The organism is Mesorhizobium sp. M1329 (assembly GCF_040318035.1).
Classification (GTDB): Bacteria; Pseudomonadota; Alphaproteobacteria; order Rhizobiales; family Rhizobiaceae; genus Mesorhizobium.
This window is the reverse complement of sequence record NZ_JAMYLN010000001.1, coordinates 121,958-133,829: the sequence shown is the minus strand read 5'-3', so window position 1 is coordinate 133,829 and position 11,872 is coordinate 121,958. Positions and strand designations below refer to the sequence as shown.

The following is an 11,872-nucleotide window of genomic DNA, read 5'->3' as shown; positions in this document are numbered from 1 at the left end:
GAAGGTCCGCCGCTTTAGCATCGGGGGTGACGATGCAACAGGAGAAGACCATGAGAAAGACAACCCGACTTGCACTCGTTTTCGCAGCCCTGGCCGGCGCCGTCGGCACCGCTGCCTATGCAGACGAGCACTCCGGCGCCGGGCCGCGCGACGGCATGATGATGCGCCTTGGCAAGGTCATGAAGGACAATGACGGCACCATCACCTTCGACCAGTTCTCCGACGCCATGAACGCCCGGCTGAAGAAGATGGTCGCTGACAATGGCGGCAAGCTGACCGTGGCACAGCTCGCCGACGCGCTGGAGAAGGCACGCTTCGAGCAGATGGCCAGGCGCATCATCGCCCGCTACGACACCAAGGGCGACGGCACGCTGACCGCCGACGACATCACCAGCCGCCAGAAGAAGGTCTTCGCCATGCTCGACCGTGACAATGACGGCAAGATCGAGAAGAACGAACTGCCGAAGGGCGGTAAATGGGGTGGCAGCGGCAACGGCATGCAGTAAATATAATCGTATGAACTCCGGCGGCACCTGCCGCCGGAGACACCAAGGGCTCCATTTCTTCGCGCCCCCCTCTGTCCTGCCGGACATCTCCCCCACGAGGGGGGAGATCGGATTGCGCTCCGGGCTTCGCCAATTTTCAACGTTGCAGAAAAAGAGCTGGCGTAAATGAGAGCCAATCTCCCCCCAAGTGGGGGAGATGTCCGGCAGGACAGAGGGGGGCGCTGTCCCGCCGACTTTTCGAAATTTCCAAACGCTTTACGCCGCCGCCCTGACCGCCTGCGCGGCTTTCTTGATCGGGATGCGTACCGAGACGATCGTGCCGACGTTTTCGGTCGAGCGGATCTTCAACGCGCCGCCCTGAAGCTCGGCCAGCGAGCGCGAGATGGCGAGGCCGAGGCCGGAGCCGGCATGGCTCTTTGAGAATTGATTTTGCACCTGTTCGAACGGCCGCCCGAGCTTGCTCAGCGCCGCCTTCGGGATGCCGCAGCCATTGTCCTCGATCGTCAGGATCAGCGCGCTGGAAATGCTGCGGGCTCTGACCGAGATGTGGCCGCCTTGCCCGGTGAACTTCACCGCATTGGACAGAAGGTTGATGAGGATCTGCTTGATCGCCCTGCGGTCGGCGAACAGCGTCAGCGAATCGGCAATGCGGGTTTCGACGGTGATCGACTTTTCCGCTGCCTGCAGAGAAACGACGCGAACCGTCTCCCTGATAAGCGGGCAGAGATCGATTTCTTCCTGATCCAGCGCGAACTGGCCAGCCTCGATCTTCGACATGTCGAGGATATCGTTGATCACGCCGAGAAGATATTTGCCGCTGCCGTTGATGTCGGTGGCATACTCTTCGTAGCGCGGCGAACCCAGCGGTCCGAACAGCCGTCGTTCCATCAGTTCTGAGAAGCCGATGATCGCGTTGAGCGGGGTGCGCAACTCGTGCGACATGTTGGCCAGGAATTCGGATTTGGCCCGGTTTGCCGCTTCGGCGCGCTCGGTTTCCTTCATGTATTTGCGATTGAGTTCGACGAGCTCACGAGCCCGTTCTTCTTCCGCGCGGCGGGCAAGGCTGAGGTCGTGGATTGTCGCCATCAGCCGGCGCTCGCTGTCGACCAGCTTCTCCTGGTGCAGCTTGATCTGGGTGATGTCGGAGCCGACCGAGACGGTGCCGCCGTCCCTTGTCCGCAACTCGTTTACCTGCAGCCAGCGGCCGTCGGCAAGCTGGCGCTCGAAGGTGACGCCCCCCTGCGGTCCGTTGGTATTGGCAAGCCGCCGCTCCGAGGCGAAGGCCAACATGCGTTCTTCCAGCACGGCGCGCGGGGCGCCCGGCATCACATCGCGATCCGACAGGCCGTTGTCCTGCTGGTATTTGGAATTGCACATGATCAGACGCTCGGACGAATCCCACAAGACGAAGGATTCGTTGATGTTTTCGATGGCCGTCCTCAGGCGCAGGTCCGCGGCTTCGGAGCGCAGCGCCAGATGCCGCTGCTCGGTGACGTCGACGGCGATGCCGATCAGCTGGATCTCCGGCGCTTCCGGATCGATAACCTGTGCTCTTGCCCGCATCCAAACCCATTGCCCGTCGGCATGGCGCATCCGGAACACCTGGTCGATATGGTCGATCTCGCGTGCGACGATCCTGTTGGCGAGTTCGAACAAATCGCCGTCCTCGGGATGAATGATTTCGTCGACTTCGCCGAACGACAGCATCGTGTCGCAAGGCTCGTAGCCCAGCATGTCGTACATCGAGCGCGACCAGTACATCTTGCCGCGCACCATGTCCCAGTCCCAAAGGCCGCAGCGGCCGCGCACCAGCGCCATGTCGATGCGCTGGTGGGCTTCGAGATAGATGCGATCGGCGGCCTGGGCGCGCGCCGCCTGGCCGAAATAGGCGTAGAGGATGATGATCAGCACACCGGCCGTCAGCACGAACAGCGTGACGTTGAGTGAGACCGTCTTTCGCCAGGCGTCAAAAACTGCCTCCTGCGGCACGAACGCTGCCGCGGCACCCCTTCGGCCATTCGCCAGGCTCACTGCCGCGTACCAGTCCTGTCCGCCGATGCTGACCTCCATTACCCCGGCGCGGTCGCCGAACATGAACAGCGGCTGCCCGCCCTGCACGACGCCATCGAGCGATCGCCCCTCCCAGTGCATCGACTGCGGCGATACGGCAATGATCTTGAAGGCGCTGTCGGTGATCGCCAGTACGTGGCTTCGGCCCATCGCGCCCTGACGACCGGTGCTCTCCAGCAGGTCCTGGATCGCGCCGGGCGCGGAAACCATGGTCGCGTCGGCGGCGATCGAACTGGCCAGTTGGCCGGCGGCCAGCGCAAGAATCGCCTTGGCGTCGCGCTCGATCTCGTCGCGCTCGTTCATCAGCGACAGAAAGCGCAGTACTGCGATGATCAACAGAAACATAATAATGAGGGCCGGTATCGATCGCCGCAACAGCGGCTCGGCTGCCAGCAGCCGTCGGTAGGCAGGTTCGGCGATGAGCCGCGTATTGCCTGCGAGACCGTCGCTTCGCGCCTCGCGACGCTCAAACGCCGTCCCACCGGGCGCGCCCCACGCGTCCGCCTTCGCCATAAATGGCACTCCCCGATTTTCTGTCCCGCTTGACGATCCGGCAACGCCGCACTTCCGAATCGTCACTAAAGAATCAAAGGTGATTCGCCTTGTCCAGAGGCGCGGCGAAAAAAGATTAAAAATCGACTAAAATAGTTGGAGCGCCGACTATCCTTCCCCCCAGAGTGGAGGGTGGCCCGTAGGGCCGGGAGGGGTCCGCAGCGAAGCGCTCCATCTTTTATCAACGGTCGAGGCCGGTGGGGTCGGTCGAGGCCGCGCACTGCCGCAATGACCCCACCCGTCCATCCGCCTTCGGCGGCTGCCCCCTCCCGTCGAGGGGGAGGGGAACTCTTACGCCAGGGTGCGCTCGACGATGTCTCGCAAATCGGCTGACAGGTTCTCGACATTGGCAATCGACAGCAGCGCTTCCCTTGCCTTGGCCTGCCGCACGGGTTCGAGCGAGCGCCACGACCTGAGCGCCGTCGCCAGCCTGGCGGCCACCTGCGGGTTGCGTTTTTCGACCTGCAGCACCGTTTCGGCGAAAAGCCGGTAGCCTTCGCCGTCAGCGCGATGGAAGCCGGTCTGGTTGGTGCTGGAAAACGTACCGATGAGTGCCCGTACCCGGTTCGGGTTGGCCATCGAGAACGCTGGGTGGCTGATCAAGGCGCGCACTGCGTCGACGGTTTGCGGGCCGGGCACGCTGGCCTGGATCTGGAACCATTTGTCCATGACCAGCGAATCGGTCGCATATTTCGCCTCGAAATCGGCCAGCGCCTTAGTCGCCTCAGGTGAGCCGTGGTGACGGTGCGCAAGCACGGTCAACGCCGCGGCACGATCCGTCATGTTGGTCGCCGATTGGAAGTGCCGGGCGGCGAGCTCCGCGCCTCCCGGCAGCAAGGAGAGATAGTCCAGCAGGACATTGCGCAGCGCCCGCCGCCCGGCATTGGCCGCGTCAGGGCTGAACGGACCATTGTCGGCGAGCCGATCGTAAAGGTTGGAGAATACCTCGCTGTTGGCCTCGGCGATCGCCACCGCGAGCGCCTCGCGCGCCGCGAAAATGGCATCGGGGTCGATGTTCTTGCCGATGTCGCGGGCGATATCGGCCTCGCCGGGCAGCGCCAGCGCCAGTGCCCGATAGGCGGGTTCGAGCGCTTCGTCGCCGGCTATCTTGCCGGCAAGCCCGGTCAGCCGGGCGCCGAACTCGGGTTGCCTGTGGTCCAGGATCTGGCGAAAGGCTGCAATCAGCGCATCGGTCAAAAGCGTGTTGAACGCCTGCCAGCGCGAGAAGGCGTCGCTGTCGTGGCCAGCCAGAAAAAACTGGTCGTCGGGCCGCTGCTCGACCGAAAGCGTGACCGGCGCCGAAAAGCCGCGGTTGAGCGACATGGCGGGCCGCTCGGCAATCCCGGAAAACCGGACGACATGGCGGCGTTTGCGGATATGGATGACACCGTCCTCGACATTCGCCCCTTCGACGCCGCTATGGGCTATCGCCTCGCCACCGGCGCCAACCAGGCCGAACGCAAACGGAATGTGCATCAGCCGTTTGCGGCTTTCCGCCGGTGTTGGCGGCACCGACTGCTCGATTTCGAGCGTGAATTCCCGCGCCGCAGGATTATACGCCGAGCTGACGGTCAGGTTCGGCGTACCGGCCTGATGGTACCACAGCGAAAACTGCGACAGGTCGCGACCGGACACGTCTTCGAACACCTTGATGAAGTCTTCGATCGTCGCCGCCTGGCCGTCGTGACGTTCGAAGTAGAGGTCCATGCCGGCGCGGAACGTCTCGGCGCCGAGGATGGTATGGATCATGCGCACGACTTCCGAGCCCTTTTCGTAGACCGTCGCCGTGTAGAAATTGTTGATCTCGCGGTAGCGGCGAGGCCGGACCGGATGCGCCAGCGGCCCCTGGTCCTCGGGAAACTGATGGGCGCGCAGCGTACGCACCTCGGCGATGCGCTTGACGGCGCGCGAGCGCTGATCGGCCGAGAATTCGTGGTCGCGGAAAACCGTCAGCCCTTCCTTCAGGCAAAGCTGGAACCAGTCGCGGCAAGTGATTCTATTGCCTGTCCAATTGTGGAAATACTCATGCGCGATGATGGCCTCGATATTGGCGAAATCGGCGTCGGTCGCGGTTTCCTGGTCGGCCAGAACGTATTTGTCGTTGAAGATGTTGAGACCCTTGTTCTCCATTGCGCCCATATTGAAGTCGGACACGGCGACGATGTTGAAGACATCGAGGTCGTATTCGCGGCCGAATGCCTCCTCGTCCCATTTCATCGACCGTTTCAAAGCGTCCATGGCGTAGCCGGCGAGCCTCTCCTTGCCCGGTTCGACATAGATTCCGAGCTCGACGTTGCGGCCAGACAGGGTAACGAAACTGTCCGAGATCTTGCCGAGGTCGCCCGCCACCAGCGCAAACAAATAGGACGGCTTGGGGAAGGGGTCGTGCCAGACCGCATAGTGCCAGCCGCCGGCAAGCTCGCCGCTGCCGGCCGGGTTGCCGTTAGACAAAAGCAGCGGCGCCTCATGGCGCTGAGCTTCGATGCGCACCGTATAGACCGACAGGATGTCGGGGCGGTCGAGGAAATAAGTGATGCGGCGAAAGCCCTCGGCCTCGCATTGCGTGCAATAGACGTCGCTGGAGCGATAGAGGCCCATCAGCGCTTCGTTCTGTGCCGGCGCCAGCACGGTTTCGATTCTCAGTTGGAAGCGCCTTGTCGCAGGGGGGCTAATGATTGTCAGTTGGTCGGGCGTGGCGAGAAAATCCGCAGGGCTCGGTTCCTGGCCGTCGATGGCGATGCTGCGGAGCGTCAGCCCGTCGCCATCCAGCACCAGTGGCACCGACGCCGCAATCCCGTCGCGACGTTCGACCGTCAGCACGGCGGTGACATGCGTTGCTTCAGGCGAAAGGCGGAAAGTCAGGCTGGTTTCCGGAATGAGATAATCACTGGGGCGATAGTCTTCGAGCTTGAAGACCTGGCCGGTATCTGTGCGCATTCCTTGATTTTTCCTGTCGGTCCGGGAGCGGCGGGCGGGTCCGCTGGTCCAAATAATTTGAAGTCTGCGCTCTTTACACGAAACACTCCCTCGACAAAACTGCAGCGACGTCTATTTCGGGCGATCATTTCCCAAGCATCGTCGCGAGGCTTCCATGACCGTCGTCACGCCGAAATTCGGAATGAGCGCCTCTACATCGCGTCGCGAGGATATGGCCTTCATCAAGGGCGCCGGGGAGGCGGGTACGATCGGGTCGACGCCTGCCGCGCTCGATGCGGTGACCGACGCGCTCTGCCGCCCCTACGGCATCAGGCATATCGACATGCCGGCAACGCCGGCGCGCATCTGGGCGGCGATCAAGGAAGCAAAAGGGGCGTGACAGCCAGACCGGATTTGCCAGTGCTTGCTGCCGGCGACCACGCCGGCGAGCACAGCACGCTGACCGGGATCGTGCTCAAGATCGTATCGGTGGCGGTCTTCGTCGGCATGTCGTCCTGCATCAAGGCGGCAGGCACCGTGCCGGCGGGCCAGATCGTCTTCTTCCGCTCCTTCTTCGCCATCTTTCCGATCATCGCCTTCCTCGCCTTCCAGGGAAAACTCGGAACCGCCTTTTCGACGAAGCGCCCGCTCAACCACATTGCGCGCGGCGTCGTCGGTGTCTGTGCCATGGGGCTCGGCTTCTTCGCGCTGACGCGGCTGCCGCTGCCGGAGGCGATCACGCTGAACTACGCGCAGCCGCTGCTGGTCGTGGTGTTCAGTTCGATCTTCCTCGGCGAAGCCATCCGCATCTATCGCTGGAGTGCGGTTGCCGTCGGCCTGGTCGGGGTGCTGATCATCTCGTGGCCGGAACTGACGCTGCTCAGTTCGGGCGCTGCCCTTGGCGATCAGGAGGTGCTCGGCGTCATCGCCGCCCTCATCGCCGCGGCGATCTCGGCAATCGCCATGCTCCTGGTTCGCAACCTCGTCCAGAGCGAGCGGACGGCGACCATCGTGCTGTGGTTTTCGGTAACTGCGAGCGTCATGGCGCTGCTTTCGCTGCCATTTGGCTGGCAGGCGCTGACGCCAGCACAGGCGGGGCTTCTGGTTGCCGCGGGTTTTTGCGGCGGGCTTGGCCAGATCCTGATGACCTCGGCCTATCGCCATGCCGAGGCTTCCGTCGTGGCACCCTTCGAATACACTTCGATGATCCTCGGCGTCGTCGTCGGCTATCTGGTCTTTGGCGACGTCGCCACGATCAACATGCTGGTCGGCGGCATGATCGTGGTTGCGGCGGGGATTTTCATCATCTGGCGCGAGCGCCAGCTGGGTCTCGAACGCACCCGCACCCGCAAGGCCGTCGCGCCGGAAGGGTGATCAGCCCTTCGCTGCGTCGGTCCGCTCTTTCGCCAGCCGCATCAGCACCGCCCGCGTCTGCTCGTCGGCGGGGAAAAAAGATTCGATCGCCAGTTCCGACAGCGTCACGTCGAGCGGCGTGCCGAACACGGTGATGGTGCTGATGAACGACAGCACCGCGTCGCCATGGGCAAGCTTGAGCGGATGGACAATCGCGTTTGGTTCGACCGGCGCCGGCCGGCTGCCTTTAAGGCCGGACGGATAGGCCCGAAGCTCGCGCTCGAGCTCGACCAGAACCGGATCGGCGGTAGCGTCGTTCTGCCGCTTTAGCCGCTCCAGAAGATGCGTCCGCCACTCCGCAAGGTTGACGATGCGCGGCGCGATGCCGCCGGGATGCAGGCTGAGGCGCAACACGTTGACCGACGGCTTCAGCAGGGAGGCATCGGCGACATTGGCGAGGAACGGGCCGATGGCGGCGTTCGCCGATACCAGGTTCCAATGCCGGTCCACGGCAAGCGCCGGGAACGGCTCGTGCGCCTTGAGCACGGTCTCGACCGCCGCCATCGCCGGTGCCATCGAGGCATCGTCAAGTGGTCGTTCGCTGAAGCTCGGAGCAAAGCCGGCGGCCAGCAGCAGCTGGTTGCGCTGCCTGAGCGGGATCGAGAGCTGCTCTGCCAGATGCAACACCATATCACGCGAGGGTGCGGTGCGGCCGCTTTCCACGAAACTCAGATGCCGCTGCGAGATCTCGGCCTCCATAGCAAGGTCGAGCTGGCTCATGCGCCGGCGTGTACGCCATTCGCGAATGAGACTGCCGGCGGAAATCTGGGCTGCTGTCATGACGAGACGACTAGGCCGGAAGTGGGCGCATTTCAATTGCCTGCGAGGTCATGATGCCGCCCTTCCTTCCTCGCAAGGGGAGAACGGAAGACGCGCTCTGCACCCATTACCCAAGCGCACGCAACTTCGCCTTCACTTCGAGGAAATCCCGCCACGCCAGCTTCTTGTGCGCCGGCGTTCTCAACAAATAGGCCGGATGCAGGGTCGGCATGGCGGGAATGGCGACGCCAGACGGGGTCGTGTGGACGCGCCAGTTGCCGCGCAGCCGCAATATGCCTTCGGAGGTGTTGAGCAGGGTCTTTGCCGACGGGCCGCCGAGATTAACCAGCACCTTCGGATTGACCAGTTCGATCTGCCGCTCGATGAACGGCCGGCAGATCTCGGTCTCGTGCGGCGTCGGCGTGCGGTTGCCCGGCGGCCGCCAGGGAATGACATTGGCGATATAGACAGAATTCCGATCAAGACCGATCGCGGCCAGCATGCGGTCGAGCAGCCGGCCCGAACGGCCGACGAACGGCAGACCCTCTATGTCCTCGTCGCGGCCCGGTGCTTCGCCGACCAGCATCACCGCGGCAGTCGGATTGCCGTCGGCGAACACCAGGTTCTTGGCGGTGAATTTGAGATTGCAGCCGTCGAAGGTCGCCATGTGCTGGCGAAGCTCGTCGAGGTTTGCCGCCGACCTCGCCAGTTGCCGCGCCAATGCCGCTTGCGCCTCATCGGGCACCGTTGACATGGCCGGGGACGTTCGCACTACCGGTGCCGTATTCGGTCTCTCGCCCATTTCGGCGCGCGACACGCTCGTCGAACGTTGTGGCGCCGCATTTTCACCGGCCGGCAGAGCGGCCGCCGCGGGCGCCCGCTCCGGCGGCCTGGCTTCTGCAAACCTGTTTACCGGCTGTTCTTCAAGTGCCTCGTCGACGCCGGCGCTGGCGTAGAAGGCCAGCAACTCGGCGAGATCGGCTCGGCTATTGGGGGGGGCGGCAGTCATGGTTTCACATTCGGCCGCGGCGCTTGAATTTGCAAGTTCAGCTCGACGGTATGCGCGGATCCTGCACCAGATAGAACGTCCAGCGCGGCGTGTAGTCGGTGATCAGGAAATAGAAGCTGGCGGTCTTCAGCGGGTCGATCTTGCCGTTTTTGAACAGCAGGCGGTCATACGGTTCGAAATTGCGGTCGAAATCGGCGTAGCTGCTCGACCAGATATTTTCGGGCGTTTTGTTGCGCTGGTCGAACGACAGGCCGTCGCCGAACACGCTCGGCTGATCGAGGATCTCCTGGAGTTCGAACTGGAACTCGACCCAGGCCTGGCCGCTATTGTTGAGCACGTCGATGCGCATGTACATCAGACCGTTGGCGAAGTCTCCCGCCTTGCCGAACGGCTGGATCGGCTTTGTCGTGCGAATGGCCAGCGTTACCGGCGTCGCTGAATTCAGCTCTTCGGTGATGACTAGCGGATCCTCCTTCGTGCCGATGCCGGAAGCCCCGGTGATGCGGAAGCCGCCGCGCTCATCGGAAAAGGAATAGGCGCCTGTCGCCCAGACCAGTTGCTGCTCGGCATGGGCATCCAGGGCCGTGAGCGGCAGAAGCGCCAAGAGCGCCGCACGGCAAATCCGGCCGGGCGTGAAAAAAAAGCGCGTCGATGAAAAGCCAGCCGGCCCGAATATGCGCATGGCGGGAAGTATGGCCGATAAGCAAGCCGTCGAACAATTAAAAACATCGGTGCGACATATCTGTGCAAACGGAATAGGATTGAAGATTGATGCTCGCCACGGCGAATCTGTGCGGCAGGACGCGACTTTTTGACGAAATCGGTATTGTCACGTCCTCGCCGGTTTCCCGTCGCTATTTGATGCGCTATGCAACGCGTGAGCCAGCAAGATGCCGGGAATAGCGAGCCAGTGAGGGGTCGATGAGCGATATCGAACGCGAAAGCATGGAATTCGACGTGGTCATCGTCGGCGCCGGCCCGGCCGGCCTTGCCGCCGCCATCCGTCTCAAGCAGGTCAATCCCGAGCTTTCCGTCGTCGTGCTCGAAAAGGGCGGCGAAGTCGGCGCGCACATCCTGTCCGGCGCCGTCGTCGATCCGATCGGCATCGACCGGCTGCTGCCCGGCTGGCGCGAAGAGGAGGGTCATCCCTTCAGGACACCGGTCACCGACGACCATTTCCTGGTTCTCGGCCCCGCCGGTTCGTTCCGTCTGCCCAATATCCTGATGCCGCCGCTGATGAACAATCATGGCAACTATATCGTCTCGCTCGGCAATGTCTGCCGCTGGCTGGCGACAAAGGCCGAGGCGCTGGGCGTCGAGATCTATCCGGGCTTTGCCGCGGTCGGCCTGCTCTACAACGAGGCCGGTGCGGTCACCGGCGTCGTCACCGGCGACATGGGTGTCGAGAAGGACGGCACGCACGGTCCGGGCTTTGCGCCGGGCATGGCGCTGATGGGCAAATATGTCTTGATCGGCGAGGGCGCGCGCGGCTCGCTGGCCAAGCAGCTGATCGCCAAGTACCACCTTTCCGACGGCCGTGAGCCCGGAAAATACGGCATCGGCCTCAAGGAACTCTGGCAGGTCAAACCGGAAAACCACCGGCCGGGCCTTGTCCAGCATTCCTTCGGCTGGCCGCTCGATATGAAGACCGGCGGCGGCTCCTTCCTCTACCATCTCGAGGACAATCAGGTGGCAGTCGGCTTCGTCGTTCACCTGAACTACAAGAACCCCTATCTGTCGCCGTTTGACGAGTTCCAGCGCTTCAAGACCCATCCGGCGATCCGCGGCACCTTCGAAGGTGCCAAGCGTCTGGGCTATGGTGCCCGCGCCATCACCGAAGGCGGCTGGCAGTCGGTGCCGAAACTGTCCTTCCCCGGCGGCGCGCTGATCGGCTGCGCGGCCGGCTTCGTCAACGTGCCGCGCATCAAGGGCTCGCACAATGCCGTGCTCTCGGGAATGCTGGCGGCCGAGCATGTCTGTGATGCGATAGCCGCCGGCCGCGCCAATGACGAGCTGGCCTCCTACGAGGCCGCCTGGCGCGCTACCGATATCGGCAAGGACCTGAAGAAAGTGCGCAACGTCAAGCCGTTATGGTCGCGCTTCGGCACCATTGTCGGCGTCGGCCTTGGCGGCCTCGACATGTGGCTGAACACGCTGTTCGGCTTTTCGCCCTTCGGCACGATGAAGCACGGCAAGGCCGACCACGCCACGCTGGAACCGGCCGCCGCGCACCAGAAGATCGCCTACCCGAAGCCGGACGGGGTGCTGACCTTCGACCGGCTGTCGTCGGTGTTCCTGTCCAACACCAACCACGAGGAGAACGAGCCGGTGCATCTGCTCGTCGCCGACATGGACCTGCAGAAGCGCTCCGAGCATGACGTCTATGCCGGGCCCTCGACGCGTTACTGCCCGGCCAGCGTCTATGAGTGGGTCGACAAGGATGGCAATGCCGCCGCCGATCCTGCCGCCAAGGATGTGCGCTTCGTCATCAACGCGCAGAACTGCGTGCACTGCAAGACTTGCGATATCAAGGACCCGGACCAGAACATAAATTGGGTGCCGCCACAGGGCGGCGAGGGCCCGGTCTACCAGAACATGTAAGTCACAAGGTTTGCTCCGGACCAAACAAGATGAGGAGCAGCGCAAC

The 11,872-nt window shown here is 63.1% G+C and carries 10 protein-coding genes; 5 read left to right on the top strand and 5 right to left on the bottom strand.

Features of this window, described 5'->3' with window-relative positions; all coding sequences use genetic code 11:
- Positions 1-50 precede the first annotated feature (50 nt).
- Positions 51-506: an EF-hand domain-containing protein gene (locus NKH21_RS00680; protein ID WP_352862703.1), complete on the top strand. Its 456-nt coding sequence runs from the start codon at positions 51-53 to the stop codon at positions 504-506.
- 255 nt (positions 507-761) lie between these two features.
- On the opposite strand, the gene NKH21_RS00675 is transcribed toward NKH21_RS00680, so the two are convergent.
- On the bottom strand, positions 762-3,089 hold the full coding sequence (locus NKH21_RS00675; RefSeq protein ID WP_352862702.1) for a PAS domain-containing sensor histidine kinase: 2,328 nt from the start codon (positions 3,087-3,089) through the stop codon (positions 762-764).
- A 330-nt stretch (positions 3,090-3,419) separates the two neighbouring features.
- The gene (gene pepN / locus NKH21_RS00670; RefSeq protein WP_352862701.1) at positions 3,420-6,065 is read right to left on the bottom strand and encodes an aminopeptidase N; all 2,646 of its coding nucleotides are present in this window, start codon (positions 6,063-6,065) and stop codon (positions 3,420-3,422) included.
- A gap of 154 nt (positions 6,066-6,219) precedes the next feature.
- Here pepN and NKH21_RS00665 point away from each other — a divergent pair, with 154 nt between their 5' ends.
- Together NKH21_RS00665 and NKH21_RS00660 are read left to right on the top strand one after the other, a co-directional pair.
- On the top strand, positions 6,220-6,444 hold the full coding sequence (locus NKH21_RS00665) for a hypothetical protein (RefSeq protein ID WP_352862896.1): 225 nt from the start codon (positions 6,220-6,222) through the stop codon (positions 6,442-6,444).
- Positions 6,441-7,418, top strand: coding sequence for a DMT family transporter (locus NKH21_RS00660; RefSeq protein WP_502911823.1), 978 nt, complete (start codon positions 6,441-6,443; stop codon positions 7,416-7,418). The genes NKH21_RS00665 and NKH21_RS00660 overlap by 4 nt, the downstream gene beginning before the upstream one ends.
- Here the strand turns inward: NKH21_RS00660 and NKH21_RS00655 are convergent, their stop codons facing one another.
- The 3 genes from NKH21_RS00655 to NKH21_RS00645 form a co-directional block, all read right to left on the bottom strand.
- A complete protein-coding gene (locus NKH21_RS00655; protein WP_352862700.1) occupies positions 7,419-8,237 on the bottom strand; it encodes a helix-turn-helix domain-containing protein in 819 nt (272 codons plus the stop codon). It abuts the gene before it with no gap.
- A gap of 106 nt (positions 8,238-8,343) precedes the next feature.
- On the bottom strand, positions 8,344-9,225 hold the full coding sequence (locus NKH21_RS00650; RefSeq protein ID WP_352862699.1) for a uracil-DNA glycosylase: 882 nt from the start codon (positions 9,223-9,225) through the stop codon (positions 8,344-8,346).
- Positions 9,226-9,262: 37 nt separating this feature from the next.
- Positions 9,263-9,907: a hypothetical protein gene (locus NKH21_RS00645; protein ID WP_352665909.1), complete on the bottom strand. Its 645-nt coding sequence runs from the start codon at positions 9,905-9,907 to the stop codon at positions 9,263-9,265.
- Between NKH21_RS00645 and NKH21_RS00640 the strand changes: the two genes are divergently transcribed.
- Together NKH21_RS00640 and NKH21_RS00635 are read left to right on the top strand one after the other, a co-directional pair.
- Entirely contained in the window at positions 9,858-10,040 is a 183-nt protein-coding gene (locus NKH21_RS00640; RefSeq protein WP_352490949.1) for a hypothetical protein, read from the top strand. The genes NKH21_RS00645 and NKH21_RS00640 overlap by 50 nt on opposite strands.
- Positions 10,041-10,146: 106 nt before the next feature.
- Positions 10,147-11,826 (top strand): electron transfer flavoprotein-ubiquinone oxidoreductase, encoded by a 1,680-nt coding sequence (locus NKH21_RS00635; protein ID WP_352862698.1) that lies wholly within the window; start codon positions 10,147-10,149, stop codon positions 11,824-11,826.
- Positions 11,827-11,872 lie beyond the last annotated feature (46 nt).

What these genes read in the sequence shown, in the direction of transcription:
- NKH21_RS00680 (WP_352862703.1), top strand. Translation starts at nt 51, where the DNA reads ATGAGAAAGACAACCCGACTTGCACTCGTTTTCGCAGCCCTGGCCGGC.
- NKH21_RS00675 (WP_352862702.1), bottom strand. Translation starts at nt 3,089, where the DNA reads ATGGCGAAGGCGGACGCGTGGGGCGCGCCCGGTGGGACGGCGTTTGAG.
- pepN (WP_352862701.1), bottom strand. Translation starts at nt 6,065, where the DNA reads ATGCGCACAGATACCGGCCAGGTCTTCAAGCTCGAAGACTATCGCCCC.
- NKH21_RS00665 (WP_352862896.1), top strand. Translation starts at nt 6,220, where the DNA reads ATGACCGTCGTCACGCCGAAATTCGGAATGAGCGCCTCTACATCGCGT.
- NKH21_RS00655 (WP_352862700.1), bottom strand. Translation starts at nt 8,237, where the DNA reads ATGACAGCAGCCCAGATTTCCGCCGGCAGTCTCATTCGCGAATGGCGT.
- NKH21_RS00650 (WP_352862699.1), bottom strand. Translation starts at nt 9,225, where the DNA reads ATGACTGCCGCCCCCCCCAATAGCCGAGCCGATCTCGCCGAGTTGCTG.
- NKH21_RS00645 (WP_352665909.1), bottom strand. Translation starts at nt 9,907, where the DNA reads ATGCGCATATTCGGGCCGGCTGGCTTTTCATCGACGCGCTTTTTTTTC.
- NKH21_RS00635 (WP_352862698.1), top strand. Translation starts at nt 10,147, where the DNA reads ATGAGCGATATCGAACGCGAAAGCATGGAATTCGACGTGGTCATCGTC.